Source organism: Paracoccus sp. DMF-8, assembly GCF_029309835.1.
In the GTDB taxonomy this organism is placed as follows: domain Bacteria; phylum Pseudomonadota; class Alphaproteobacteria; order Rhodobacterales; family Rhodobacteraceae; genus Paracoccus.
Genome location: NZ_JARJHL010000010.1, coordinates 256664 through 283548, shown reverse-complemented (window position 1 = coordinate 283548; position 26885 = coordinate 256664). Strand labels below are relative to the sequence as shown.

Annotated in this window: 31 protein-coding genes and 2 pseudogenes; 4 read left to right on the top strand and 29 right to left on the bottom strand. The window is 61.8% G+C overall.

Annotation, left to right across the window (positions count from 1 at the left end):
• The first annotated feature begins 32 nt into the window (after positions 1–32).
• Positions 33–1343, top strand: coding sequence for a UMUC-like DNA-repair protein (locus tag PE067_RS08410; protein ID WP_276188827.1), 1311 nt, complete (start codon positions 33–35; stop codon positions 1341–1343).
• A 232-nt stretch (positions 1344–1575) separates the two neighbouring features.
• Here PE067_RS08410 and PE067_RS08405 read toward each other — a convergent pair whose 3' ends face one another.
• Positions 1576–1842, bottom strand: coding sequence for a hypothetical protein (locus PE067_RS08405; RefSeq protein WP_276188825.1), 267 nt, complete (start codon positions 1840–1842; stop codon positions 1576–1578).
• A gap of 228 nt (positions 1843–2070) precedes the next feature.
• On the opposite strand from PE067_RS08405, the gene PE067_RS08400 reads away from it, so the two are divergent.
• Entirely contained in the window at positions 2071–2466 is a 396-nt protein-coding gene (locus PE067_RS08400) for a hypothetical protein (RefSeq protein WP_276188823.1), read from the top strand.
• Positions 2467–2524: 58 nt separating this feature from the next.
• On the opposite strand, the gene PE067_RS08395 is transcribed toward PE067_RS08400, so the two are convergent.
• From PE067_RS08395 to PE067_RS08385, 3 genes are read right to left on the bottom strand one after another with little or no spacing between them, the layout of a single operon-like run.
• On the bottom strand, positions 2525–2920 hold the full coding sequence (locus PE067_RS08395) for a hypothetical protein (RefSeq protein WP_276188821.1): 396 nt from the start codon (positions 2918–2920) through the stop codon (positions 2525–2527).
• 1 nt (position 2921) lies between these two features.
• Positions 2922–3158 carry a hypothetical protein gene (locus PE067_RS08390; protein ID WP_276188819.1) on the bottom strand — a complete coding sequence of 79 codons (237 nt, stop codon included), beginning with the start codon at positions 3156–3158 and terminating at the stop codon, positions 2922–2924.
• Positions 3159–3161: 3 nt separating this feature from the next.
• Complete coding sequence (locus tag PE067_RS08385; protein WP_276188817.1) at positions 3162–3707, bottom strand: N-acetylmuramoyl-L-alanine amidase; 546 nt, start codon at positions 3705–3707, stop codon at positions 3162–3164.
• A 165-nt stretch (positions 3708–3872) separates the two neighbouring features.
• Between PE067_RS08385 and PE067_RS08380 the strand changes: the two genes are divergently transcribed.
• Complete coding sequence (locus PE067_RS08380) at positions 3873–4028, top strand: hypothetical protein (protein WP_276188814.1); 156 nt, start codon at positions 3873–3875, stop codon at positions 4026–4028.
• A gap of 96 nt (positions 4029–4124) precedes the next feature.
• Here the strand turns inward: PE067_RS08380 and PE067_RS08375 are convergent, their stop codons facing one another.
• The 5 genes from PE067_RS08375 to PE067_RS08355 form a co-directional block, all read right to left on the bottom strand.
• The gene (locus PE067_RS08375) at positions 4125–4400 is read right to left on the bottom strand and encodes a hypothetical protein (protein ID WP_276188812.1); all 276 of its coding nucleotides are present in this window, start codon (positions 4398–4400) and stop codon (positions 4125–4127) included.
• Positions 4397–4576 (bottom strand): hypothetical protein, encoded by a 180-nt coding sequence (locus PE067_RS08370; protein WP_276188810.1) that lies wholly within the window; start codon positions 4574–4576, stop codon positions 4397–4399. The genes PE067_RS08375 and PE067_RS08370 overlap by 4 nt, the downstream gene beginning before the upstream one ends.
• Positions 4573–5445 (bottom strand): glycine-rich domain-containing protein, encoded by an 873-nt coding sequence (locus PE067_RS08365; protein ID WP_276188808.1) that lies wholly within the window; start codon positions 5443–5445, stop codon positions 4573–4575. The genes PE067_RS08370 and PE067_RS08365 overlap by 4 nt, the downstream gene beginning before the upstream one ends.
• Complete coding sequence (locus PE067_RS08360) at positions 5445–5708, bottom strand: hypothetical protein (RefSeq protein ID WP_276188806.1); 264 nt, start codon at positions 5706–5708, stop codon at positions 5445–5447. Before PE067_RS08360 ends, PE067_RS08365 begins: the two co-directional genes overlap by 1 nt.
• A gap of 100 nt (positions 5709–5808) precedes the next feature.
• The gene (locus PE067_RS08355; RefSeq protein ID WP_276188804.1) at positions 5809–6651 is read right to left on the bottom strand and encodes a polysaccharide pyruvyl transferase family protein; all 843 of its coding nucleotides are present in this window, start codon (positions 6649–6651) and stop codon (positions 5809–5811) included.
• A 255-nt stretch (positions 6652–6906) separates the two neighbouring features.
• Here PE067_RS08355 and PE067_RS08350 point away from each other — a divergent pair, with 255 nt between their 5' ends.
• On the top strand, positions 6907–8289 hold the full coding sequence (locus PE067_RS08350) for a glycosyltransferase (RefSeq protein ID WP_276188802.1): 1383 nt from the start codon (positions 6907–6909) through the stop codon (positions 8287–8289).
• A gap of 405 nt (positions 8290–8694) precedes the next feature.
• Here PE067_RS08350 and PE067_RS08345 read toward each other — a convergent pair whose 3' ends face one another.
• From PE067_RS08345 to PE067_RS21840, 20 genes and pseudogenes are all read right to left on the bottom strand, one after another.
• A complete protein-coding gene (locus PE067_RS08345; protein ID WP_276188800.1) occupies positions 8695–9405 on the bottom strand; it encodes a hypothetical protein in 711 nt (236 codons plus the stop codon).
• 7 nt (positions 9406–9412) lie between these two features.
• Complete coding sequence (locus tag PE067_RS08340; protein ID WP_276188798.1) at positions 9413–12076, bottom strand: hypothetical protein; 2664 nt, start codon at positions 12074–12076, stop codon at positions 9413–9415.
• Positions 12077–12225: 149 nt separating this feature from the next.
• The gene (locus PE067_RS08335; RefSeq protein ID WP_276188796.1) at positions 12226–14445 is read right to left on the bottom strand and encodes a phage tail protein; all 2220 of its coding nucleotides are present in this window, start codon (positions 14443–14445) and stop codon (positions 12226–12228) included.
• Entirely contained in the window at positions 14438–14836 is a 399-nt protein-coding gene (locus tag PE067_RS08330) for a hypothetical protein (RefSeq protein WP_276188794.1), read from the bottom strand. Before PE067_RS08330 ends, PE067_RS08335 begins: the two co-directional genes overlap by 8 nt.
• A complete protein-coding gene (locus PE067_RS08325) occupies positions 14821–15411 on the bottom strand; it encodes a hypothetical protein (protein WP_276188792.1) in 591 nt (196 codons plus the stop codon). Before PE067_RS08325 ends, PE067_RS08330 begins: the two co-directional genes overlap by 16 nt.
• The gene (locus tag PE067_RS08320) at positions 15402–16178 is read right to left on the bottom strand and encodes a hypothetical protein (RefSeq protein WP_276188790.1); all 777 of its coding nucleotides are present in this window, start codon (positions 16176–16178) and stop codon (positions 15402–15404) included. The genes PE067_RS08325 and PE067_RS08320 overlap by 10 nt, the downstream gene beginning before the upstream one ends.
• 125 nt (positions 16179–16303) lie before the next feature.
• On the bottom strand, positions 16304–17485 hold the full coding sequence (locus PE067_RS08315) for a hypothetical protein (RefSeq protein ID WP_276189523.1): 1182 nt from the start codon (positions 17483–17485) through the stop codon (positions 16304–16306).
• Positions 17486–18196: 711 nt separating this feature from the next.
• A pseudogene (locus PE067_RS08310) lies at positions 18197–18430 on the bottom strand (phage tail length tape measure family protein); the annotation flags it as partial.
• A 161-nt stretch (positions 18431–18591) separates the two neighbouring features.
• Positions 18592–18795 carry a hypothetical protein gene (locus PE067_RS08305; protein ID WP_276188789.1) on the bottom strand — a complete coding sequence of 68 codons (204 nt, stop codon included), beginning with the start codon at positions 18793–18795 and terminating at the stop codon, positions 18592–18594.
• 101 nt (positions 18796–18896) lie between these two features.
• Positions 18897–19265: a hypothetical protein gene (locus PE067_RS08300; protein WP_276188787.1), complete on the bottom strand. Its 369-nt coding sequence runs from the start codon at positions 19263–19265 to the stop codon at positions 18897–18899.
• Between the two features lie 9 nt (positions 19266–19274).
• Positions 19275–19700 (bottom strand): phage tail tube protein, encoded by a 426-nt coding sequence (locus tag PE067_RS08295; protein ID WP_276188785.1) that lies wholly within the window; start codon positions 19698–19700, stop codon positions 19275–19277.
• A gap of 61 nt (positions 19701–19761) precedes the next feature.
• A complete protein-coding gene (locus PE067_RS08290; RefSeq protein ID WP_276188783.1) occupies positions 19762–20193 on the bottom strand; it encodes a hypothetical protein in 432 nt (143 codons plus the stop codon).
• A complete protein-coding gene (locus tag PE067_RS08285) occupies positions 20190–20519 on the bottom strand; it encodes a hypothetical protein (protein ID WP_276188781.1) in 330 nt (109 codons plus the stop codon). Before PE067_RS08285 ends, PE067_RS08290 begins: the two co-directional genes overlap by 4 nt.
• Entirely contained in the window at positions 20519–20851 is a 333-nt protein-coding gene (locus tag PE067_RS08280) for a DUF2190 family protein (protein ID WP_276188779.1), read from the bottom strand. The genes PE067_RS08285 and PE067_RS08280 overlap by 1 nt, the downstream gene beginning before the upstream one ends.
• 77 nt (positions 20852–20928) lie before the next feature.
• Positions 20929–22143, bottom strand: coding sequence for a hypothetical protein (locus tag PE067_RS08275; RefSeq protein WP_276188777.1), 1215 nt, complete (start codon positions 22141–22143; stop codon positions 20929–20931).
• Complete coding sequence (locus tag PE067_RS08270) at positions 22143–23075, bottom strand: head maturation protease, ClpP-related (protein WP_276188775.1); 933 nt, start codon at positions 23073–23075, stop codon at positions 22143–22145. Before PE067_RS08270 ends, PE067_RS08275 begins: the two co-directional genes overlap by 1 nt.
• Positions 23059–24516 carry a phage portal protein gene (locus tag PE067_RS08265; protein ID WP_276188774.1) on the bottom strand — a complete coding sequence of 486 codons (1458 nt, stop codon included), beginning with the start codon at positions 24514–24516 and terminating at the stop codon, positions 23059–23061. The genes PE067_RS08270 and PE067_RS08265 overlap by 17 nt, the downstream gene beginning before the upstream one ends.
• Entirely contained in the window at positions 24516–24719 is a 204-nt protein-coding gene (locus tag PE067_RS08260) for a hypothetical protein (protein WP_276188773.1), read from the bottom strand. The genes PE067_RS08265 and PE067_RS08260 overlap by 1 nt, the downstream gene beginning before the upstream one ends.
• Positions 24720–24722: 3 nt before the next feature.
• Positions 24723–25988, bottom strand: coding sequence for a terminase gpA endonuclease subunit (locus PE067_RS08255; RefSeq protein ID WP_346429685.1), 1266 nt, complete (start codon positions 25986–25988; stop codon positions 24723–24725).
• Positions 25962–26877: pseudogene (locus PE067_RS21840) on the bottom strand (phage terminase large subunit family protein); the annotation flags it as partial. The pseudogene PE067_RS21840 and the gene PE067_RS08255, both read right to left, overlap by 27 nt.
• Positions 26878–26885 lie beyond the last annotated feature (8 nt).

Sequence of the window (26885 nt, the reverse complement as noted above, 5' to 3'; positions counted from 1 at the left end):
GAGGGCGAAATCTATCCGCAGGATCTTGGGCGATGGGGCCATACCGCACACTATACCTCGACATGAACAGCTTTTTCGCCAGCGTCGAGCAGCAGATCGACCCGTCGATCTGCGGGCGTCCGGTTGCGATCACGGCCATGGAGAATGAAAAGGGCTGCTGCGTCGCGGCCAGCTATGAGGCCAAGGCATACGGCATCAAGACCGGCACCAGCGTTGCCGACGCGCGCCGCATGTGCCGCGACATCGTGTTTCTGCCGTCGCGCCACCGGCTTTATGTGCGCTACAACCTGCGGGTTGCTGCGGTGCTGGACCGCTATGCCGAGCTGGAGCGCATCCGCAGCGTCGATGAATTTCAGCTTGGCCTGTCTGGCCACGCAACCAAGCTGGAGGGCGCCCGCGATCTGGTCACGCGGCTCAAGGCGGCGGTGGCGGCCGAGGTTGGGGAGTGCCTGCGGTTTTCGGCAGGGATCGGCCCCAACCACCTGCTGGCCAAGATTGCGGGCAAGCTGGAAAAGCCCGACGGTTGCCAGCACCTTGGCCCGGACAACATGCCCCACCGGCTGGCCCATCTGGCGCTGGATGATCTGCCCGGCATATCGCGCGCCATGTCGGCGCGGCTGCAAAATGCTGGCATTCACGACGTGCCAGCCCTTTGCCGCCTCGATCCGCGTCACGCGCGCGCCATCTGGCGTTCGGTCGAGGGGGAGCGGTTTGTCCGCGCCTTGCAGGGCGAGGCCATCCCATTGGTCAAGACCAAGCGCGGGGGCTACGGCAACAGCAAGGTTTTGGCGCCAGCCTTCCGGGCACCGCCGGAGGCCTATCTGGTCTCGCGCTGGCTTGTCGAAAAGGCCGCTGCCCGCCTGCGCCGAGACGGTCGGGTTGCCGCCAGCTTTGGCCTGCAACTATCCCCGATGGGGCGCACAACTTGGGCGGCGTCGATGCGATGCGCCCAGACACAAGACACCCTCGAATTTCTGCGGATCAACCGGGCGCTTTGGCGCACCGCATGGCCGGTGATAAGGCGCGCAAAGCTGGCCGGGATCGGTATCCATCTGGGGGATGTCGATTTGCTGGACGCAAGGACCGGCGACCTTTTATTGCCGGTCAGGCCGGGCGAACGCACCAATGGCGAGCGCGCCGCCCGCGCCGCCGATTTTATCAATCAGCGTTTCGGCGCGGGCACGATTACCTATGGCATTAACCAACCTCATCCGGGTTTTTCGAGCGCGGATGACAGCATCAATCCGGCCTATGCCAGCCCCCTTTCAGGATCAGCAGGACCACAACGAAGGCGACGACGGCGAAGCAGATCATCGGGCCGTGGCGTCCTTGAGGATGTCTAAGGCCCCTTGGCAGACCTGTTGACCGACCTCTGCATTGCCGGATCGTGTGCGCTAACTTCGGCGAAGATTTTCCAAGTTCTTGCACAATTCGCACCAGCCCGATGCCGGAAACGAAAAGACCCTCGGCAGGCGATCCACCGAGGGTCTAAAATCTATTTTGGCGCGGGCCGCGTCGCGCAAATCCGCCTCACAAGCAAAAGATGGGGCGTCCTCACGGTAACATGCCAATATTTCAGGCGTTACCCAGTGCGTTAAAATGGCCGTTCCAAGTGTGGTCGCTTTCTCTTGGGCGGGCCAACTTTACAGGCAAACACTCGGTTACATCAAGTGCATCAACTGCGCGGTCGAACAGGGCTTCAACCAGTTCGTCGGCGTTCGGAGAATCTAAGGCGCCAACTGCAGACCTCAATCTGTCGCCCTCGCTTCGGAAGTTTTTCGGGAAGTGGACCATGTTCTGGTCCTCCATATCACCGCGTCCAGAATCGGTGCGGATGTTCATGTGTAGCACAGGCCGACCACATTAGCTTGACTAATCGTGCGCGGGTTCTCGGCCCGCCTCAATCCGGCCTCTGCCAGCCCCCTTTGAGGACCAGCAGGACCACGACGGCGGCGATGATGCGCGCCCTGATCATCGGCCGTAACGAAAGCGGAATCCGATAGATTCTTGGAACATTCTTCTGCCTTGATGGTTGATTGGCACAGCCCAACAGCACTCAGGAGGATAAGAATGTCAGTATCTCTGAAAATTCTGGTCACCAGTCTGGCCCTTGGTTTCGCGGGCAATGCTTATGCGGACTGTGCAGATGAGTTGGCGCGGCTCGAAGGGGTAACGTCCAGCCCCGCAACGGACATTTCAACAACGGACGGCGCGGCGGCACCTGCCGATGACAACAAGATCGCCAAGGACGGAACGACTGCGCCGCTCGAAACGGAGCCAGGCTCCAGCGCAGATACAGCAATGTCGGGCCAGGATGTCCAAGCCCAGCAGGAAGGCGCCCCGACCGCTGCCGAGGAGGCAGCCATGCCGGCGTCTGATCGCGACTCCGCCATTCAAGATGCCCGTGCCGCCCTCGAAAGCGGCGATGAGGCTGCCTGCCTTGAGGCAATAGGTAGAGCATCCTGATTGCAGTCCCTCGCATGCCATAGGCCCGGTGATTGCCGGGCCTATTTCATTTCAAAGATCACGTCGCGCCTGCCTGTTTCAGCGCCTCGGTCAGCTTGTCCACGGCACCGCCCGTCAGATCGCGCGCCTTTTCGGTGACGGCCTGTTCCAGCTTGGACTTGGCCAGATCTATCAGCACGTCGGGATCGGGGTTCAGTGTGCCGATAGCGTCGGGCACGGACTGGCGAACATAATTCAGGATCAGGTTGATTGCGGCCTTGCCGGTCAGTTCATTGGCCAGCGCCAACCGCGCGCCGGTCATCAGCGCCGATTGCAGCGCCTCGCGGTGCCGGGCCTCGATGTCAATGCCCCATTTTTCGCGGGCCTTGGACGCGGCCCATGCGATGATGCCGGTCAGCAATACACCGAGGATTTCGACAAGCCCGGGGGTGATCGCGGTGATGATGTCGCGCATGTCAGTTCCTTTCCTGTTTGGTGGCAGCCTTCACGGCCCACATGGCGGCGCTTTCGATTTCCGTCTGCGCAACCGCCTTGAGGCGCCCGGCCTCGTTGCCGCGTTCGCTTTCCCGGTCGGACGGAATGCTTTCGATCAGGTCGATCAAATCAGCGGCCTTGCGCTTGATTTCATCGACGATGCCGGACGCGCTCGGATTGAACGTGATACCGACGCGGTATTCACCTTTGGTTTGCATGGTTTATCCTTTCAAGAACTCGGTGCAGGCGGCGTTGATGCCCGCAGCCAGTTGGTGGAAATGGCGGTCAGCAGCGGCGCAATCGCCCGCGTTACTGCCGAAATACGGCTCGATCAGGACGGCGGGTGCCCTGCCCGCCCACAGGCTCTCACCGCCGCGCGCCTTGCGGTCGCGGACCAGCAAGCCCCGATCACGCAGGCCGAGCACCCCGACCATCGCGGACTGGATCAGCGTGGCCAGACGGCGGCTGCCCTTGGTGCCACTGGTCAGGGTTTCGGTGCCGGTGGCGGTCGATGCCGCCGCTGCATTGAAATGCAGCTCGATGGACCCGGACGCGCCCCACGCATCGACCTCGGCATAGGTCTGCGAGATTTCGCGCGTGTAGACGACGCCAGCCGGTCGCCGGAACACCCGGTAGCGGCCCGGATTGGCGGCGAGGATCTGGGCGGAAAGGTCACCCATCCAATCGTATTCAGAGCGGCCATCCGTCACGCGGACAGCCCCCTGTGACCGGGCGTTGTGCCCGACCACCAAGGCGATCTTGGTCATGTCGATTTCCCATGAAAAAGCCCGCGCTAGGCGGGCGGTTTAGTTTCGTGCGTTAACCGTGTGTTGCGAGATAGTTGGCGGCTTGCTGATGTAATTGGTCCGCCGCATAGCCACTTTATGATTATCCGGTTGGTATTCCCTCGCCGGATCTATGGAGGTCCCGACATGGGCACCGATCAAAACAAAGACAAAGCGAACGAACAGACTCCCCCGAAGGACGAAGGGGGTCAGGGTCAACGGCATCAACCGCCGCAGGGCCAGCCCGATCAGGGCGAGAAGGCCGATGAAGGCAGCGAGAAAAAGGGCCGCCTTCCTGGTTGACGTGACCAACGAGAAGGCATTCGTTTGCCGAGGGAATTGGGCTGGGGAAACCCCGCCCTTTTTTCATTGCATGAAGTGATCGGATTCCGAACGGCCTCAGCGCGGCGGTAGGGTCCGGTCGGTGTGGTGCTGGACGGCACCCCGGCCTAGCAACAACTTGATGTCGCGCTGCATTTCCCGAAGCATATCGTTCTGTTCGGCGCGGTTGGCGCGGGCCTCGGCCCGGTCGTTCTCGATCTGTTTTTCGAGGCGCGTCAGTTCCCGGGCGTTGGCATTCACCCTGTTTTCTAGCCGCATCAACCAAGCCACAGGGGTAACGATGAACGCGACGACGAATGCAAGAACCTTTCCGATTGTTTCCAGCTCTGTCATGCTCCCTCACCCTCGACCGGCTCCGGCGGCACAAACACCCCACCCACATAGGTCCAGCCGATCCCGACCGTATTTTCGGGGCCGATGACCACCCATCCCTCCGGCGGCTCGATGCTGGCCGGGGACACCACGACGCGGATGACGATGCCGTCCTCGATCTGCGCCACATAGATCATACTACCATCTCCACATTGACCTGATCTGCACGGACCACGAGGAACAGGAACCCGTCCCCGCCTTTGCCAACACTGGCCGCGCCGAGCGTATACGCGCCGCTGGATCCGTTGCTCCAATCCTCATCCGGCGAACTGACCTCTGTGACGCCAACGGTTCCAGCTCCGCCCCGGCACACCGTCCGGGGGGTTGCGATCCAGTCAAGCAACCGGCCCGCGCCGCCTGCACCGCCTATCCCGGACTGACCCGCTGCACCAACACCGCCAGCACCGCCGCCACCGCCGCCTGACCGCAGGGTGTTGACGCCCCCGAAACTGTCGCCGCCGTTAAACCCCTGACCAGCAGTGCCGGCGCCGCCCACGAATGGCCCACCACCGCCAGCCGACGCGCCGCCACCAGACCCGCCGGGCAGACCAGCAATGGAGCCTACAGACCCGCCCTTGCCGCCGCCGGTCACGGTCACCGTCCCGTCGGGCATGGTCAAGCTGCTGTCAGACCCCGACGATGTCGCACCCACCGTCGCAGTAGATGGGGCGCCCGCCCCGATTGAGACAGTATGGATCCCTGCGGCCAGAGTGCGGATGGCGTCATACAATCCGCCAGCACCGCCGCCGCCGGCAGTCCATCCAATGTTACTCAACCCGCCAGCACCCGCGCCCGCTGCCAGCGCGATGTGAGCGTCTATCTGGTCGCTGACCTCAAACGACCCGCCCTGACGCCACAGCACCTCGACATAATCGACACCGCCCCGCGCAAACGGGGTGATCGTGCCGCCCGTAACGGTCAGGGTGGGGAGAGGATCGACGGGCGGGCCGTCACCTGCCGCCCGCCCCATGCCCATCGTCATCCCGATACCGATGCCGATAAACATCAGACCCATCCGGTGATCAGTGTGGCCGTCGTGCCAGTGGCAAGGATGCGCACAGCGCTGACCGGATAGGTGCCTGCGGGCAAAGCGGCGGTGACATAGTCAGCCCCGTCCCTGCCCCGCCAGGCAAGGCTGCCGCCGCCCCCGATTGTCACAGCGCGCACAACCTCGGGCAGGTCAGCGCTGTCGCTTGGCGTAACGACAAACGACCCGATAGCCGGGCCATTGACCCCCATCAGGTGGGCGGCGAAACGATCATTGGGCATGGGATTCTCCATGAAAAAGCCCGCCAGAGGCGGGCGGGTTGAGGTTGCTTGATTGCGGGTCAGATCGGGCTGGGTGCCTAACCACGACAGATTACAAGATTCAGAATGGGCATACAGACAGAAGCTGCTGTGACATAGCTTTCAAATCCGTCCTTGGTGCACAAAGCTCAAAGTCATAATCATTCGCCACAAACGGAAACTGCGCTTTTTGGGCGTCCTTTGCGCGGGCTTTGGCACCTATTGACATGAAATAGTCATCGAACTTCGCGCCATCGCCACTCAACTCGCTTACGCAAGGCTCAATCCAAGCGCAAGGAATGCCATATGCGTGAGACACAATAACGCCATGGAGAGAAGATGATATAGTACGTTCGCAAGATGTGATTTCATCAATCACACTTTCGAAACCCTGATCGAGATGGATGATTTTTACACCATCCGGAAGAAATCTTTCAACGGACCTCCAAAACACACTGTCAACCACATGGGCGATGACACCCAGTGAATGAGTTTTTTCCGAAGCGCCCTCGTAGAAAGCAGGCAGGCAAAGCCCAGGATCTCCGACAACTTCTGGCACGTCATAACCGTGACGCTTCAGCCTCTCCTGCGTCACTGGCCCCCGCACCGCCAAGGTACGCTTGGGACGAGAGAAACGCTTGGATGCGGTGATGACCCCAGATCCCCACACAATGGCGACATCGTTTCGCGTCAACAAATGCAGGATGCTACCGCACGTGTAAAAGACCGAACGGCCTCCTCCTGCCTGATGTGCATGAGCGAGCCGAGGCCTTACCCCCGTCCGCTTCAGATAGATGTAAGGGCCTATCCAATCACCGAAATTCGTCCGGTTGCGGGGCCAAGCCCAATACATGTTATGATCGTCAAGGCCGCCGTCGAGCAGAGACTTGAGATCTTCTTTCGATGGTCGATCGATTCCAAACATGCCCGCCCCGGCCGCAGCTACCGCACCCGCCAGTACATCTCATGCGCACAACCTTCAACCCCAAGGCAGCGACTCCGCTCTTTGCCAACCCGGCGCCGGCCCTGCACGAAGGCCGGTCGACCAGGAGGCTGTCCGCATCGTAGCAAAAAACTGCTCATTGCCCTTACTGCGCGAGGAAGCTAACTGTTCCGCCCAGTTAGACACCTCGCAGAGAGGGCTTCTGCCTACGTGCCCAGCCCGCGAGACGGAGGGATTATGACAAAAATAATTAGTATTTTTGAGCGGTTAGGCGCTGGCGGCGGCGGAAAGATCAAGGCGGTGTACCACCGACTGAACGCCTTTTCCGAGATGCCGGATTTCGAACCGATTCTTCTCAATCTCAGCCACGCCACAGCACAAAAAGAGAACTTCTTGAAGCTCCAGGCGGATGGCACCATCTTTCCCAAGGTCAAGTATCTGACCCTACCAGAAGCATGTGCGGCCACAGATGCATCAAATTCTTTACCATTATTCGATATCGCCGCAGAAATAGGGCAAGCAAATGCCTCTGTGCGGATGAAGAACACTGGAATTGGACGCGTATTAAAGTACACGATTCATGAGAAAGATGTACGGCGCATCTATACGATGATTAACGATGAGATATTTCAGCTATCGGTCAAGAAGCCGGACGGAATCAGTGAAACGACTGACTATGCGCAAAACAGAGCCATTCGCTGGACAAGAACCAAAGGTGATAAGTTCCTAGTGGGCCGGAACCTCATCAACGGTAAATCATATGGAATGAACCGAGCCTTTATTCGCAGTTTCTACGAGATAGTTCCATGGGGACCAGCAATAACATTTTTTGACGGCATAACTTCAGCATATCTGTCTGCGGCAACGAAATCTCCAAGAGTCCTGTTCCTTCATGCTGATCACATGAACTACGCTGGAAAAACTCTCCATCGAGCGAAGCTGCTTATCGAGGGGTTCGCAGGAGAGGCAATCATAACCGCAACCAACGCTCACAAAAAGCAAATCGCATCAGATTTGAAACCATCCGCCGAAGTTCACGTGCTTCCGCATTTCTGCGAGATAGAGCCAGGCGCTAAACTGCCGAGAAAGGACTTGGTAACAGTCTCGCGGCTTGATCTCGAAGGAAAACCTATCAATGAATGCATCGACGCCTTCGACCTGATCAAGGAAGAATTCCCAGAAGTAAACTATCTGATCTATGGGGAAGGCGCTGGGCGAGATCAATTGATCAAGCAGATCGACAAATTAGGCCTCGCGGACAGGGTTAAGTTGATGGGCTATACAACCGCCCCTCTGGATGTTTTCCGGGGAGCAACGGCCTCGGTTTATCCCACCATGACGGAAGGTTTCGGGCTTTCCATATTAGAAGCCCTTTCATGCGGATGTCCAGTTGTCTCCTATGACGTCAATTACGGCCCTCGTGAACTGATCAAGCCGGGCAAGAATGGTGACTTGGTTTCGCCCGGAGATATCGATGCCATCGCGGCATCATTGCGCCGGATCCTAAAAAATCCAAAGCGATTTCAGAGGAACACCGGATATCAGTTGGAACGGTATACTAGAGATTCCTACGTTAATAACTACAGGGCTATCGCAGACAAGTTGACCGCGAGCACCTGAAATGGCAGCACCGTTTCTGGACAAGGGAAATGGGGCTATTCCGAGATGCCCTGATTGTGGCGAACGCGTTTATCCTGACGCAGACTTTGAGTGGGGCAGATTTGGCGCACTGATATGCACAGAATGCGGATGGGAGCAAGATGATGCCCCCGACAGCCTATTGCCTCCGGAGGTTTGTGGCGATGTGTCATCGCTCAACGAGGGCGAGCGACTGGTCTTGGCGTGTATCGCCGCAACGCCATATCCGTTCAAATCCCTAGCCGAATCGGTGGAGCAACATTGCCAAGCCCTATGCTCAAAGGGCTTCGTTCGCGTCGTATTTGTAGCGGGTGAGTTTCGCTATACCTTGGCCAGCGCATAGAAATGTGTCCTTGTCCTGTGCCCAGATCGGCACTGGATCGTCTGTCACTGACCGATCCACGCATTGATCGCAGCCCGTTGCTCTGGCGTGACGTCGCCTGACCCGAGCAAAACGATCCTGCGCACATCATGCTCGGCGCTAGTCGATGGCACGGTGTCTCCGATGGTCAAATAGTTACCGGACAGCGCCGTTCCGGCCGACCCCAAAGGCCGAGGCCCGGATCCGTCCGCATCAATCTGCGCAACGTCCACCCCGCTCTTGCTGAAGGTGAAACGATGCCATCCCAAAACTGGCGCTGCAATCGCCGTAGAGCCTGATGTCCCCAATCCCGCAAACTGCCAGGAAGGCGTCCCCATGGTCGAGCGGAAATAGAACTCCGGCGTGCCGAAATCGAGGATCTTCTGAAAATTGGTCGTGTCGTTCGAGAAATAGGCCCGACAGGCATATGTCAACTCCGACAAGGGCAGCGGTTCGCCCGCGCCGGAATTCACAAAAGCCTTGCTGTTGATCGCAAAGCGCAGGACCGGCGCATTGTCTCGCGTGGCTGGAACGGGCATCGACCCCGCACCAGATGGAAGGATGGAAGCCCCCGAACCGACGCGCGGCATCCAAGCTCCCGATCCTGCATAATCCACCGCGTCCCACGCCCCCAAAAGGCTGGGGATCGACGCGATAATATCATCCAGCAGCGGTTGATCCGAGAAGAATGCCTGCTCGGGATAGGACGATGCGTCCGCCAGAAAACTCAATGCCATCTCGCCCTCACAACTGAATGGTGCCGCCAAGGGCAGCACGAATAATCCGCTCGCCGGACAGAAACAGGGATGGCGCCTCGAAAGCGTCCCGAACCGCCCCGGTGCTGATCGGCCAGACGTCCGATACATCCTGAGCGTCTTGCTGCCGCCAAGCATACGCAAGGGTCTGACCCGCAGGGCTTGCGCTGCATTGCAGGGTGATCTGCCGTTGCCCGGTCTGAGTGACCGATTGAACGGTGATCGAGCCATCGCCCACCTTGAAACCCATATCCTGCCGGACTTTGCAGAAACTCGGGTCCAACCGTATGGGCGTCAGGCTATCGAACTCGACCGTGATGCTGTTGCCATCGACCGCGCCACCCACCATTTGCGGACAGCTCCATTCCCGGCCTTCCATGACCTCGCGCATGGCATGGGCATAGGTTTCACCCTGCAGGATGCGATCATAGTAGGCGTGATGGATATCTTCGAGCGATCCGTTATTGATGCCGAAACGCATGTGATAGCGCGGCATAACCATCGTGGCGTTCGCCCTTGCCTCAACAGCATCCACAACGGCCAGCCGCGACGGCCAAGCCCCGCCAAGATAGCTACCGGACCTCAAGCCGGATCCGCTGGCCTGATCGCAAAACCAGCGCACCGGCATGCCCGGCATGTCAGTCTCGATCAGTGCCTCGCGATCCGCCATCATTTCCAGCAGATCCGCGGAATATGAGGCGCGGGGTGTCTGCCAATCGGCCTCCTGGTGGGTAAAGCAGATATGGACCGCATCGACCTCATAGCCGCGAGCAGTCAGCAAATCATGCATGTATTTCAGGTCAGCCGTCCAGTTATTCCAGGACTGCACATAAGCGCCGGTGCTGTCCTTCCAGATTCCTGCCCCGGCTGTGTTCCCGACAAGTTTGTTCCCGCCCACTGCCGATGAGCGGCAGGCGAAAACCGGATAGGGTGCGCCGAGCAGGGCACCGAGCCGCGCAGCCGCAGCGGTCGAATAGGTCTGCAACGTGATCGCCGACCACGCGTCCGCATGGGCAGGCACCAAACGCTTCACCCCGGTTGGAGCCGCAACCCCGAGCCAACCGCGAAGCCCGCCACGGGGGCCTGAGACATCGTTGAGGGTAAAGATATGGTTTGGCATCGGCGGCAGCACCCACAGGAGCGGGTCATCCATCTCTGTGCAATCCGCGTTTGACTGGCCATAGACGCTGATGATGATCGCCCGGCGCGCGGCGCCGTTGACCACAGCGACAGGATATCGCACCCCGTCGACAGTCTCGAACTGATCCATTGCCATGATGCCGCGATCACCGGCCTGGTCCCACCCGCCACTGCCGCCGAGCCCCGACAAGCGCGGCCCATCAGGATACATGCGCATGATGTCGCGACCGCCGAATCTCATCAGCGCGCGGCTACCATCCGCATAGGACGGCGCATCCTCGAGAATGGTCAGTTTGGTGTCCACATAATCCCGGCCCGCAGCTTGGTCGACCAGATCCTCCGCCCGCGTTTTGGGATAGGCAAAGAGTCGCAGGAATTGCGAACCATAGGTCTCGAACACATAAGTCCGCCCCGCCTTCAGGACCGGCGCCGTGAAGGCAGAAAGATCAGTGTCACGGATCGTGCGCGTGACGCCTGCAACTGTCAGCGTAGCACTGGCGATCGTCGCATCCGTAACCGGAACGATCCTGACCAACCGGCCAGCCGTGAACGATTGCGTCCCGGCGCCTGCGGCAAAATCCGCTGTGATCGCGTCGGGCGTTCCTGCGACATTGACCAGGTTGATGACACCAGCATCCGCCGCAACGGCCCGGTCGCCACTTGCCCGGAGAGCGGCCTCGGCATTGGTTTCAGCCATCGTCACATCGCCGGTCGACACCCGCAAGACCGAGTTGCGGCGGCGCAGCTTGTAGGACCGGCCAGTGACAAATCCTTGCGCTGGCCACGCCTCGCCGTTTGGCCCCCGAATGTCATATTCCACGCCCGCAATCGTGATCTTGGGGTTGGCGGCGGCGTTGGTTTGCGCCGGAATATATTCAACCTCGGACAGCGCGCTCAGCGCCGTCACGCCAGCATCCAGAATGGATTGATGCAGCTCAGCTGTGATCGCGTCACCCGTGCCCGCGATATTGACCAGCGGCAACACCCTGGAATTGCGGATCGCCGCCGCCGTATCGACACGGGTCGCAACGCCCCACTGCGGATAGGTGCTGAACAGCGCGTCCGTTGTGGATCCGGGGCCACGGTAGACAATCGAGGACCCTTCAATCGTGACAATCCGCCCAATTGCGGGCGCCAGCGCGGCCTGACCAGCATCAACCGCCAGCTGGCGGGTTGCAAAGATCGGACCCGAATTGGCCGCGTCCGCCTTGCCCGCAATATCGCTGCGCACAAGTCCGGATATCCGCCATGCCCCCTGAAACCGCCGCAGCAGCAGCGGCGCGTTCGGCGACAGGTCGCCCGGCTCCAAAGGCTGGCCGCGATCACGAAACACGTCCCGCACAGCGTCACCCGCGATCGACAGCGTGACCGGGCCGGTGTTTGTCCCATTCGGCGACAAGATCACCTTGGCCAAACCGGTCACACCGACATCGACGCCGGACAACACCGAATAGACCTCTGCCGTGATATCATTCGCGGTGCCGCCGATGTTTTGCAATTCGAACAGGCCCATGATCTGGTTCGACGTGATGCGGCGATTGTCCAGAGCGGCGGAAAGGCCGTTGGCGGCGGCCTCAAGCCCTTCCTCGGTCGCATATTGGTTCGGCGCGGACCCTTGGACTGGCAGATTAAAGGTCGGTGCAGGCATTATCGGCCCCTATTTCAGGTGGTGGTTGCGCTCGCCGATGGCGAGAATTCAGACAGGTTGCCCCACTGGTCGCGCGCTCGCGTCCAGTAATATCGGGTGGTGCCGCTGGTCAGGCCGGTTTCCGAGGCCTGCACGGTCACAGATGCCCCCGCGTTGATCGGGGCGCCAAGCTGGGTGGCGGCCAGCGGGTTATCGACAGCGCCCGAATAGATCAGCAGCGCGCGGGCATTGCGATCATTGGACTGCTGCGCGGTCAGGTTGATCCGCAAAGGTCCCGGCGCCACCGCATTTGGCGCGGGTGGGGCGGCAATCGTGACCGCTGGTCCCTGCGCGGTGATCGCATCAGACACAACCCACTCGGATCGCCCCTGACTGCCGATCGTCTGGACCCTGATCTGATAGCGCCTGCCGACCTCAATCCATGGGATAGACGCGACATAAACGCCATCCGCATCAGAGGCGCTGCGGTCTATGACGCCTCCGGCGCGCCAGGATGACAGCACACCGTCCCCACTGACCGGCAGGAGCTTCCACTCCCACTGATACCGGGCCGCCGAGGCGGACGGTGACGCCGTCCATGCACCTACGACGCCCGGCACCGTCTCATCCCCGCTCGGATGCGCGGCGGCGGTGCCTGTGGTCATCACGGGCTTGGGCGGCGGCAGAACCCGGCCACGATTGCCGGTGAAACTGCCTGCAATCGTGTCCTTTTCTTCGGTTTCCGCATCCCGGGCATAGATTTCATCTGCGGTTTCGGTCAGGGTGACAGGCAGCCTGATCGTGATGGCATCCTCGTCGGCCAGGCCCGCTGTCGGGATGATGCTTTCGATCTCATACTTTCTGTTCCACGCCGTATATGGGGCAGGAAACTCCACCCGCGCGACCGATCCGGCCACCAGATCGAAACAATCCGGAAACAGTTCTGCGCTGATCTGGCGCTGCATGCGGCTGCGCATAGCCATGATTTTCGCCAGCCGCTGCGCCTGACGATGATCCGTCACGAATTCCAGGTCATGGGTCAGCCGCTTGGCGACGCCGCCATCTTCGGCCTGTGCGCCCACGACGATATAGGCCGGTGCCTCGGCGCTTTCATAGGCGCGGTCGGGCGCGGTGAAACGCACAACGGCCTCGGTATACAGGTCATCTGATGATCGCCACCGGACCAGCTCGACAGGCTGGCCATCGGTGACATCGCTGATCATCTTGACCGCAGGCCGGGCAATGGCCGGGATGATCGCCAGCTTGCCGCCGATCCGCGTGAAACGGGACGCGCCAGCATCCAGCAGCGGCTGCAACTGCCCCTCCAACTCGCTGCCCTCGGAAAACACCAGAATGCCATCGGCGCGATAGCGGGGGATCGTCCCGCCACCCTTTACGGCGACTTGCTGCCCCGCGACATCCGCCGCCCATGCGAAGGTATCCAGCCGCAGATAACTGTCGTCATAGGCCCGCAGCAGGTTGCTGCGCAGCGCATCCAGCACGATCAGCCCCTGATTGCGGGTGAATTTGGTCTGCCCGTCTCGCGGATCTTCGACAAGCGACCAGTTGCCATCGACGTTCAGCTCCGGCGGGCTGGCAGGCCAGCGTTCGGCCCGGTCATCATCGCTGCCAAGCCGGAAGCGCGCCCACAGCACCGTGCGACCGCGCCACCTGTCCATTGTGCTGAAATAGCCGCCCGAATTCGTGACGATATAGTCCGGGCATTTGGTCTGTGTGCCGTCACCGATCCAGATCCAGACATGCGGCCCGTTGTCCCCGGAATTGAACGGCCAGTTGGTGCCATTCGCGCCCGGCCCATCAAAATCAAACGGATCGCCGGTCAGATTGACCTGCCGCTTGTCCAGATAGACCGTAAACGGCCCGGCGCTTTGACGGCTGTTCAGCAGGTAACAGATATAAAGATCACGCCCCTTTACCGTCCAGCCAACGGGCGTTCCGGGCGCCCAGGTCTTGCCATAGACAAACCGATAGGCAGGCAGCGATGTCGGGCGGGTCAGCTCCTGCCGCATTGCATCCTGCCCGATGCGCTGGTTGATCAGCCGCTGCGCAATCATCGACAGACCGATGGACGCCGCCATTGATACGACGCCCGCGACGACGGCAAATGCAGCGCTGCCAGCAGCGCCAGCACCAAATATAGCTGTCGCAACCCACGCCCCGACCGGCGCGGCACTGGCTGGACCGGCAAAGGCGAATCCGACCAGGGCGGTCGAAATCAGCAAGAGCTTACGCAAGATACCACCCCTTGGCCGCCGCCCGCACCATGGCGATGCCGCGCGGCGATTTTCCGGCCCAAAGGCCCGGCTGAATGCAAATCAACAGCGACTGCCGCCGCCCCGGAAAGCAGGACAGAGCCAGCCCGCCCGTTCGATGCCCGTCACAAAGACCGACGCGCCGCGCCAGCACATCCGCCAGGCCGCCAAGGCCGCCATGACGCGCCATCAGGCGATGGGCTGCCAGTGCGCCGCTGTAGCCGCGAACAGAGGCCATCGGATCGACACCCCACAGCGCCCCGAACACGTCGCAAGCCGCCGAACAGCAGTCACATGGGCCCCATGCGAAAGACCGCGCCATGATCCTTTCCGCCTCGGCCATGACCCTTGCCGGGGTCACGGCTCTGGCCATTGGGTTTTCTGCGCCTCTGCCTGTGCCAGGATCAAATGCCGCCCCGCCGTATCTGCGGGATATTGGCGCTGTTGATCCTCGTGGCTGTGGGCGATGGCAGCCATCGACCGATAAGATGGGCCGGTCGAAAACGCGACCGTCAGCGTGTAGATCGTGACCACCTGATCACCATCCGCCACCTCGGACCGCAGCACCATGCCGTCGCAGGTGCCCGATATCACGTCAGCAGCGCCGATCAGATCGGTCCCGCCGCGCGATGCCGTCGCGCCCAGATAGACAGTCCCACGGCGCCCGCGGATGACGGTATCCGCATAGGTGGCAAGCTCTGGCAGGTCGCAGGCGATCGACATCGTGAATTCTTCGGGGATGCCCGCGAATGCCTCGCCCGGCAGATCGACCGATCCGAATTTTCCGACGCCGACAAAGGCCTGACCGCCAAAGGTGATCGTGCCCGCATTGCTATGCGCCCGCAGGCGCGCGCCGGGCCAGTCAACATCGACCAGCACCACCGGATAAAAAAACGGCCCCGAAAGGGCCGTGAGAAGCGCCGGGGGCGTGCCGCGCGTCAGGTCCATGGTGATCGCTCCGTAAATCCACCGACCTCATCGGCAAAAACCTCGCGAAACGACCAGGTATAGGACCAGTCGCCGGTGACCGGCTGCACAGCCCGGGGCAATGCGCCATCGACCCGGAAAACGCCCTCATCCTGTCCTGCCAGATTGACCCGCCCGCCGCTGATCGTCGGCACCCGGTCCAGCCGCAGGGTCACCGCACCCGATCCATCCGTCACGGCCGGACGCACCACGCGCGCAACCTCTGTTATCGAGACATCGGCCAGATTATGGATGCGGATGAAATCGCCGGGCCGCGCGACCAGCGTGTTCGCCGGGGCATTGGTAATCGGCAGCAGGCCCCACATCCCGGAAGCCGACGGCACCCCGCCGGTAATCACAGACCCTGTGAAAAACAACAGCCGGTTCGGACCTGCCCCGGCCTGCCACGCAAGCGGATTGCCGCCCGTTCGCCAGGCTAGAGGATCCCCGTTGAGTGCAGCGCCACTCCGATCCACCTCATCAAGCCACCAGTTGATCGGCGACGATTGCAGCCGCACCGCATGGATTCCGCCTTCCAGAAGCTGCTTGAGCATTTCGCAAAATCCGGCACCCATGCGGCCATTTGCCAGCGCGGAAACCACCACCGTGGCAATCCGACGCTTGCGCTGGCTGGCCTGCATCTGATCGCGCCCCGTCAGGGCCGAACGGAGCCGCGCGACCGGCGCGATTTCGGTCCATTCGGCCCCGACCGCACCCACAGGTGGCCATGGATAGACATTGATGGCCATGGATCATTTCCCCAGGAATCTGCTGGATTTGCGGTTCATTTTCACGGTCTGCTGCACCGCGCCGCTCTGGATCGAGGGCGCGGCTTGAGTGACCACATTGCCCGCGATGTCATACATCGTTGCGGTCAGTGACCCCGTGGACCTGTCAAACCCGATCGAGATATTCCCGCCGCCCTGTCTGGCCGCCCCCTTGCTATGGTCAAGGACTGTCTCATCAGGATGCAGCATGGCGAGGAAACCACCCTTGCCATCCAATCCGCCGGAACGGGGCGCATCCCCGTATATCCGCCACCATCGAACGACAGCAGGCCGCCGACCGTGCTGATCAGATTGCTGCCGAAAGATGTCCCGCCCAGCAAACCAAGGGCGGCTTTCGCGAATTGAACCTTGGCGATCTCCATCAGCAGGTTCGCCAGGGCCTTCTTTGCGCTGTCGGAACCTTCAAGGATCGAACCGAACATATCCTTGAACGCATACCTACCACGCTCTGTCGCGGTGCGAATCCGCTCAAGGGCTTCCTCGGCGGTCACATGGGCCTCGGCCATTTCCTTGATGCTTTGGGTCAGCTCTGGGGTGATCGCGACTCCGGCCTTTTGGGCAGCGTTCAGAAGTTTTTGCTCTTCCTCGATGACGGCCAGCGCATGCTCCCAATCGCCGCCCACAGACACGATCTGCGCGATGGCATCCGCCTGCCTCAGATAGGCGTCCGTTTCCGACTGGATGTCAGCGACGGCGCGCTCAAACCCGTCGATGCGCGCGGCCTTCCTGCCGCCACCCGACGCCTTCCGCCGGGATCCAGCACCGCCGGATTTCCGATCTGCCGTGATCAGCGCGGACCATTCGCCCTGCAGGGCAGCGTCAAGGTCGACCTGGTCGAGATGTGCCTGCAATTCAGCATCCGACATGCCAAAATATTCAGATCCGAACGTATTGCGGCCATTCAGAATTTCTTGCTTGCGACCTGCGATTTCACCGGCACGGCGCGCGTCCAGGGCAGAGCCTCCGGCTTCACGAACCGCCCTGGCCGCGTTGATCTTGGCATTCATGATCATACCGCCGCCGATGGCTGAAATCAGTGAATAAGCGCCCTGCAGCTCCGCATTGACCTGCGCCATGGCACTGGCCCATGCCAATGTCTGGCTTTCATTGTCATGCAGCGCCGCCAGCGCGTCATACAGGGCATCTTTCTGTTCGTCGGTGATATTCAGGCTTTCGATAGCGGCGACCTGCTTGTCATATTCCGCATCAAGTTCCGCCTGCCGAACCACCAGGGATTCCTCGCCATGTTCGGCGATCAGCTGGTTCATGTACAACTGCTGTTCCAGCGTCCCGAGCATTTCCTGCGCCTTGGCCTCATCCGCCGCCCGGATCTGCGCGCGCCCGGCCTCGCCTTCCAGCAGCGCCTGCTGCAAGGGGATCATCTTTTCATCGATCGCGACAAGGGCAGCCTCATCGGCCCCGGCGTCCTTCAGATCGCGCAGTTGCTGCGAATATTCGTCCAGCCGCTCACGCAGACCCGTGAGGTAATCATCCAGCCCGCCCTCTGCGATGGGCTGGTTCACATAGGCATAGATTTCGCGCAGCGTGTTGCCAAGCGCCTCGGCCATGGCAATGTTTTCACGGTTGACACCGCCCACACCGAAAAGCGTGTCTCCCCACGTTTTGTTATCCAGACCAAGCCGGATGGCGGCCTCGGCGCTATTGCTGGACTCGATCCGCCCTGCACCGTCGATCCCACGATCCCCGAACGCATCAAACCCAAGATCGCTATAGGCCTTGGATATGATCGACGATACCGCTCCCCTTGTCTTGTTCGCCTCCATGATCATGACGCGGCGGGCGATTTCGGCACCCTTCTGTGCTTCTGCGCCGTATTTGCCTTCCGAGGCCCCGGTGTAAAGCAACGACAGGCTCAGCGCGTCATTATAGGTCGACATGCTGTCCGTCAGCTGATCGAACGCGGATTTGGCGTTCTTGGCTTCCTCCTTGGCTGGCATCAGCCACTGCACGGCGGCAGCCCCGAATCCGATGACGCCAATCGTGGCCAGGGAAATGGGGTTGAGCATACCGACAAATGCAGACCCAAGCGCCCTGAGCGCGCCGACGCCACCACCCATCTGCGTCAGGACCTGACTGATCTGGGTGCCCTGCTGCAGTGCCAGCTGCAGCGGGTTTTGACCCGCAGCCAACATCACGCCAATATCGTTGAACTGCGAAACCAGGTTGGCATTTGCGGCAGACGCGGACCGCATGTCCTTGCTGGCAGATACCGCCGCGCCCTTGATCGCTCCGATTTCGGCTTTGGCCTTGGTCGCGCCCGCCGTAAACCCTGCCGTATCAAGGCCAAGCGTGGCCTTCAGGACGCCGATATTGGAGGCCATTAGCTAAATCCCAAAAACATGATGTCAGGCGATCAGACCGCGCCCCAGGTGGCAGCAAGGACCCGCAAGGCGGCTTCCTGCTGTTCCGGGCTTTGCGGACCCCGGTCCACAGCGGTATCGCTGCGGAAAAACTCATCGAAACGCGGAAGTTTCCCGGCCATCGCGGACCCGACCAGCGCGGCAGTGTTCCATGCGCTGCGGTTGCGCATGGTCATTTCGATCTTCAGGCGGGACATCGCCCCATGCATCTGTATCGCGTAAAGTCGCGGTGTCAGATCCCAGAAATCAACCGCCCGAAAGCCCGCCGCGACATAATTCCGATAGAGCTGCGGCAGGCTTATTTCGCGCGGCGCCTCTTCGGGCGCCGGCGCTTTCCCTCGCCACCGCCTTCCTTGGGCACGTCGCCGTCCTGCGGTAAGGAGGACTGAAGCGCCCTCACAAGCGCATCCGGGTTGGAATCGAGGATTTCACCGGCAAGCTCGATGGTGACATCCGCATCATGCGTTTTCAGCCCGCCAAAGATCAGCGCGCGCAGATCCCGCGCACTGACCAGACCGGCCTGCAGGCCGCCAGCGGCAAGCAGGTTCAGCATTGCAAAGCCGTTCTTGCCGGTCTCTTCCTCGAATGTGCACAGCGCCGCATAGTTGATTGTCAGCCCATAGGACCGCCCATCATGGCTGAGCGTGATCTTGCCCTGCAGGTTCATGGCGCGACCTTACGGGGCCGGAACGGCAACAAGCGCCGGCTTGCCGGACGGCTTGATGGTCACCGACGCGGACAGCTTACCTTCCGGCGAAATCTCGCCCGGCCTGAATTCTGTCACCACCCCCGCGAACTGCATCGCCACGGTGCCCGACGGGAAAGTCAGTTGGAAATCACCCTTGCCAGCCTCAAAAGCCGCAAGCAGGGGATCGGATGCGGCCGGAATCCAGTTCACGTCGAACGTGCAGTCCGAAGCGGTTTTCAGGCCAGCGATGAACTCGGCCCAACCGTCCGGGCTTTCGAGATGCGTGGCATCGACGGTGTTGCGAGACCAGCCCGCAGGCGTGATGCGCGTGACTTCGGCCACCGCCGTATAGGTCGCGCCGCTCTTGATGCCGAACTTGGCACCAAGCCCGATCTGAGCATTGGTTGCAGGCATGATCAATTCTCCATGTCGATATGTTGGGGACGCGCGGCATGAGCGGCCCGGATTGGCTGTTTCAGGGGGTTTCCGGCAGGGTGGCCTCGGGCCGCATCGTGGCGACCTCGAAGGTCATCACCAGCGTGCCGATGTTCCGGGCGCCGTCGGTGTTGCTGACAACGGTGGTTTCGCGCAGAAAACAGAACCTGTTCTGCCCCCGGATCGCTGCCAGCACGATGGCCTCGATAAACTCGCTGTCTTGGTCAAGGATATCCTCGACATCCTCACCGCCTTTGCGCCGGACAGCCACCTGCACAAGCGTCTTGCGTTCGGTGCTGGTAAAGCTCTCCATGCGGCTGGTGTCTTGCGGCGTCAGAACGCCGATGACAGGCAGGCTGGCGTCATCGACAGCACCGGGCCAGACCTTGGGCGCGGTAAAACCCGCAAATCGCGAATGCGCAATAAGTGCTGTGCGAGCCAGCGCCCGGATATCAGTGCGATAATGGCTCATGGAGTGTCCTCGATCTGACATTCGCAGATGTAAAAAGCATCAGCCGCTGGCGAACCCGTCGGGTGAACGACCATGACGCGGAACATTCGCCCATCCGGAACCTCGATCCGGTCACCACGCGCAACCCCCGGCGCCAGATCACGACGCACCCGCCAGGTGGGCGCGTCGATCCGAACGATTTGACCATCAGCGCCATCGACTTCGATCGGGGTTTCCCGAAAAATCGACTGGATGGCGCCACCCGGACCTAAAGCCGGATGCCAGATGACGGGGGACCCGAACACGTCGGACAGAATCCCCGTCATCCCGTCGAAGATCGAGGCCATCAGCGGATGGTGCCGTCCAGCAGCACGATGCCCGTGGCCGAGGGGTTCGCCGCAACCTCAACGGCCGCGCCGATCAAGGTGTTGCCCGATGCCGTGGTCGTGACCACCTTGTTGGCCGCATCCCAATAGACCTTGGCGCCCGCCGTCCAGGCCTGGGCCGAGGTCTTCGGCAACTCGAAAACGCCGCGGCGAACCAGAACGACCGGTTCGCCCAGGTCAGCATCGCCCTGCGCGACACCGAAAATGGCGCCGACCAGAACACCCTCGCCGCCGGTGACAGCCGCCGCCGCTTCTAGGGTGATATGCTCACCCGGCTGAATCCAGTTTTTCATGTCATGTCCTTTCCCGAAGGGTTGAAACGACGAAGGGCGGCTAAAGCCGCCCCTTCGTCACAGGTGTTTGGCCGACATCAGGCCCCGTTGTTCTTGTAGGAGCCCTTATATTCGACGGCGGCAGCGCCGAAGATGTGGCGCGCGTTCATCGTGACCGCATCGGGGTTCATCCCTTCGATCGTCTGCACGGTGGGCGCGTTGTAGCCTTCCAGATAGGCATGGGCGATAGGCGGCAGGTCGCTGGAAATCAGATACCACGCCGTGTCCGAACCACCCGCCGCCGCGCCGAGGTTCGGCACCACGCTCGGCTCCAGGCTCGACTTGTAGGGGTTCACCGATCCATCCGTGGCCGGAACGGTGTTCAGCTTGAACTGCAGCGCCAGCAGTTCCAGCGCCGGGGGCACGATCAGGCGGTCGGGTTCGACCTGCATGAAATCGTCCTTGTCCTTGCTGCCGAAGACGCGCTGTTCCCACATCGCTTTGCGGGCCGCAGCGACCGAGGTAGCCGAGATCGGCGCTGCCGCCGCGCCCGAACCCAGGTTGCCGTGGCTGGCGTGAAACAGCGCGGTATTGTCGGATTTCAGCGCCGCGTTTTCCCGGATCAGCGCCCAGACCATCGAGTTTTCCATGGACCGCGCCGCCATGGCGAATTCGGTGGGGATGCGCTGGAACGCGCCCATGTCATCGTTGATCACCGCTTCAAAGGTCAGCTTGATCGTGCGACCACGGCGCTCGACCTTCAGGCCCTCGGCTTCATCTGCCAGCGTTGCCGACTTGTATTCGCCGTTTTCGGCCACCGGCTTCAGCGAAAAATCACCGCCGAAACGAACCGAATGCAGCTCGCGGAAATCGGTGGCAAGCAACGGCGCACCGGTCACCAGATGCCAGGTTGCCGCGCGGCGCTGATAGGCCGCCAGCAGGCTGCGGTTCATGACCTCGGTGGTCACATAGGCGAAATCGCTGATGCCATAAGCACCGCCCATCATGGTGGTGGCCCGCATCCCGCGACGGATTGTCTCCGCATCGTTGAAGCCGCGACCGGGGCCGGCCAGTTCCATCGCCAGGTGACGCAGGCGCATACCCCGGAACTGCTGCGCGGGGCCTTCGACCTGCCCCATCATGGCGCCGATCATGCCCTCCATCCGCGTTTCGGTCTCATCGCGGGTGATGGTCGCGCGCTGGCCGCCGGTGCGACCGGCAGGTTCAGCCGCCGCCATGGTGGCCATCAGCCGGGTTCCGGCGGCATCCGCCGTGACGCCCTCGTCAATCAGGACATCGACGTCCGCCTGCATCAAACGGCCAGACCCGACAAAGGGCGATGCCATTTCGCGGATCGCCCGCACCCGCGCCCGTTCGGCGCTGATAACATCTGCTGCCGACAGGGCGGACATTTCCGGCGCGACCGGCGCAGGCCGCCGCGCAGCAGCGGCGTTGGCCGCAGCGGGCGCAGCAGCCTGCATCTCGGCGGGCGTGCCGCCTGCAACCGGCGCGGCGGCTTCCGGCGCGGCAGTCGTGTTTCCTTCGGCATGACGCCCTCCTTTCGCTGTTTGCCGCGCGCAGCGGCGGAGGAAAAATTCGGATCGTTGCTTGCCTGCATGCGATCGAGCAGCAGGCGGCCGCCATCCATGCAAGCGGCCTTGGCCGCGTCCAGCGTGGCAGCGGCCGGAATGGCCGGGGCAGCGTCGACAAGGCCGTCGGCAAAGCCTTCGGCAATCGCAGCCTCGGGACCAAACCACATTTCGGCCTTCATGATGGCCCGCGCCTCTTCCGGGGACTTGCCCGAGGCAGCGGCATAGACCGTCGCATAAGTCGTGGCGATGACGCCGAGCTGGTCGGCGTGGCGCCGGGCTTCGTCTTCATTGCCCCAGATCGCACCGGACGGATCGTGGATCATGATATGCGATCCCGCCGACATCAGCCGTTCCGCCCCGGACATCAGGATCAGGGACGCCGCCGAGGCCGCGATCCCTTCGACAATGATGCGGCAACCGCCCGGATGCCCCGCCAGGGTGGCCCGGATCTGTTCGCCCGCATCCGCATGCCCGCCGCCGGAATTGATGCGGACGGTCACGCGACCATCGCCCAGCTCATTCAGGGCAGCGCGCACCATCGACGGGCTGAAGAAGACGTCTTCTTCCCACATCCAGCCAACATAATCGTCAAGGATCACGTTGCCGCTCAGGATCAACTCATCATTCACGATCAGATCACTGCCGGTTCTCATCCTGCCCATCCTCTTGCTGTTCTTTTCCGCGAGACGAGCGGGACGGCTCTTTACTGCGCAGCCCAGCCCGCTCATCGTCCGTTTCGTCTGCAACTCGCTCCTCACGGATGCGGTCGGGGTCGCGGCCCAGCTCACGCTGGACGCCTTGCCGACCGTTCAGACCGGCGTCGATTTCCTCGATCATGGCCGGGATTTCCCTGGTCGGATCGACAAGGATCCGCCGGGGCGGCGTCCAGTCCATGGTGAAAGCAATTCCGCCATGTCCGACCAGTCGCAACCCGTCCCGGAACCAGCGTTCCATGCCGGCGCCGAACTGGGCGATCATCAGGCCGCGCTGCCACATCCGGACCAGTCGATCCATTTCGTTGCGGCCAAGCCTGCCGGAAGAAAAGTTGACCTTTTCCAGATCCACGGCCAGCGATTCATATGTAATACCGATCCCCGCCGCGACGGCCCGCAGGCCCTGCTTCATGAAATCAGGATACCCCTCGACCGTGGGCGGATTGACCGGGACAGGCTCGGCACCTTCCGGCAGCTCCACCACCGCACCCGGCGCCAGTTCCTCAAGCCCCTTTCCGGCCGATGCCGGGCGGGGCGCGCCACCTGTCCACTTCAGCATGATCGCCATCAGCGATGACATCCGCTGCTTGAGGATCTGGGCCTCTTGGTAATCCGACAGCTCACCCAGGGTCATCATGACCGGGGCAAGCCACGGGACGCCGCGCAACTGTCCCGGCCTGTCGAAACGGCGCATATGGATGACATCCGACCAATGCACCCGGGACGATTCCTGCGGGCGCCGATGCCGAACGGCACCGGGATGCTCGGGCAGAAAGTGATAGGCCTCGATGGCGCCCGTCGGGCCGTATTCGACGCCCTCGACAACAAGGTTTTCGCCGTGGTTCTGGACCGTGAGGTCCAGGCAATCCGCCTCAAGCATCTCGACCTGATAGGGCAAGGCCAGCCCTGCCCCATACCGGGCGTTTCTGGCGCGGCGGCGCAGAAAGACCTCGCCGTCGCTGAACACCGTGGACATGCAGATCTGCTGCATCTCCTGAAGGTCATATTCGCCAAGTGCGTCAAGATCGTTCGACAGCAAGTGCCGGCGGATCAGATCCTCGATCACCGGCTTGGCGTTTTCGTCGGATGATCGGATCGAGGGCAAAATCCCCTCGCCCACTACGTTCGCAACCACCACATCGCGGGCGCGGGCGGCATAGGCGCGGTTGCGGATCATGTCACGGCTGAGCTGCCGCAGACGCTCGCGCTGGCCATATGCCGCAGCATCGGCTGCCGTCGACGGAGCTTTCCAGCCGTAAGCCCGGCGCCCGCGCGATGCCGCGTCATAGTTCATGACGACCGATGTCTGCGCCCGGGCCGTCGCCCTGCGCAGCCCGGCCTGCGGGCTGAAATATCCGACAACGCGGTCGATGATGTTCATCACAGGCCCCGCGTGGTCAGCGGATAGCTGACACGAAAAGACGATGCAGACTGGCCCGCAAGCTCGGCCTCGATCATGTTTAGCGCCTCGCGCATCTCTGCCAGCGAACGAAAGCGGACCCGCTCGCCGTTGACCTGCACTTCTGCAGCGCCCTTTGCGATGGCTGCGCGCAGCTGGTCCGCATCGGCGCGGGTATATGGCATGGCTCACCGCCTCCTTAGAAAGTTGATACTGCGCGGCAGTTCCGGTTCTGGCCGGACGCGCGCGCTGTCTGGATCGCCCGGGCGTTCCAGCTGGACGGCATTCGGGTTCGAAAGCCCGGCAAGGCACCATGCCGGGGGTGCTTCCCAGTTCACCCGGTTCAGGCCCAGATGTTCGGCCAGCGCGAGGCCCTGCACCGAATGGTCGAATCCTTCGTTGCGCAGGATGCCCTTGCGCGGCTCCCAACCTTTTTCACCACGCCGCTCGGCCAGATGCTCGGCGACATGCTCAGCGTCCATCCAGACCGGGATGTGCTGGGCCCCTACCGTCGTATCAAAGCGCCCGAGGGCGGCGGAAACCGAATCCTTCAGCCTGTCCACGGCCATGTTGAGCAACTTGATACCGCGGGCTTTCTTGCCGCCCGATGCCCGTTCGGGCGCCTCATGCCAAACCCGGTCGCGCTGGTTGAACCCAGGGCGACCTATCGACAGAAAGAATCTCCTGCCGCGCCCTTCCCGCGCCTGTCGACGCCAGAACTTTTCGGCATTGTCCGACCAGCCCTTGGGGCCGTTGAAGTCGATCACCACCGCGACCGGCTTCAGGCCCCAATCTGCCCCATCGACCGGATAGACCCTGTCCACTAGTTCGGCCAGGACCCAGGCATCTTCTGCATATCGCCCCGGATCGACCGCCCGGTATTTGCCATCATCACCCTTGGCACTGGGGGCCTCGTCCGGCGGCTGATGGATTGCAAACCGATCTACCGCTACCCGTTCGCCCTTCTGCCCCCAGGCCATGACCATGACCTCGAAACGGTTGCCCTGCACGTCCACCATGACCGTGACAAATCGCGCCCAGGACGGGGCGACCCCCTTCGGCAGTCGCAGGGCGTGATCGCGCAGCGCCTCGACCGTCAGATCATCCTCATCGCCATCTTTCGGCCGACGATAGGGGACGCCGATTTCCGTGTAGTGCACCCCGGCAAAATCCAGATCGTCGCCGTCGATTTCGAACGACCTGCGCGCCGTCTCGTAGCGCTCGACCAATCCTGACCACGACGAAAACGCTGCCGCAACGCCGTTGAAGCCGTAGCTGGCGAAAGGCGTGTTGCGGATATCCGCATCATCTATCCTGACCAGACGGCGCTGGCCCGTGGCCTCGTCAACGCTGCGCCCTTCATGCAGCCACCCGCCATGATGTTGCGCGGCGCGCCGGTTCAGTTCGGCCTTGTGCCGATGCGGCAGGACCGACCCGCAATGTGGGCATACCATGACGGCGGTATCACCCGCCTCGCCGGGGTCCAGATCGCGATTGCAATCCAGCCGGTCATACGTTGGTTCGAATAGACCATCACAATCCGGGCATTGCCAATACCAGCGCCCGCGCGTGCCCTCGTTATACAGGTTCACGATGCCGCCCGTGGTGGCAGGCATCAGATGCGGCTCAAGCGGGTTGGCCGCGCGAAACTTGCCCTCATCCACCGGAAAGGCGGGTGTGCTTTCGGCAAAGACGCAGCCCCGGCTCAAGAAGGTCCTGATCCGCTGCAACGCCATACCCCAGGGCGATGCTTCCGGGGCATCCTTCGGGCCAAGGCGTTGCGGCATGTGGTCGTAATCCGTCAGCAGCACCATGCGCTGCGACCGCGACGAAAGCTGGTTGGGCACCGGATAGCCGATTCCCCAGGCGCATCCCCTTGAACCGCTTCCGGCTGAAGGTGCTGTCATCACGGGCCTTGCCCAACCGCTCGTAGAGCAGCGGGCTGTTCATGATCGCCGGGTCCAGCTTTTCCTCGACCCAGGCATCCGCATCCGTCTTGGTCATATGGATCAGCTGCACCGGCCCCGGCGCGCAGGTGATCGCATGTGCCGAAACCGACAGCAGCATCTGGCTTTTCCCGCTCTGCGACGGGCCGACGAAGATCACGCCCTTGAATCGCCGCGACTGCGAAATGTCCTGCGGCTCGATCGTATAGGGCGCGACACCGCGATCATAGGCGCTCCAGCGCCCGGCCACCGGCACACGCAAAGCCCTCTCGGCGGCATCGGTCACCGAAATCCGGCTGGGCGGATCAAGGAGCGGCAGCGCATCGGCAACGATTTCCTCGGCCGTGATGAACGGCGGCAGGGGCGGAATCTTGCCGCCACCTGACCAGCCCTGCATGACAACCA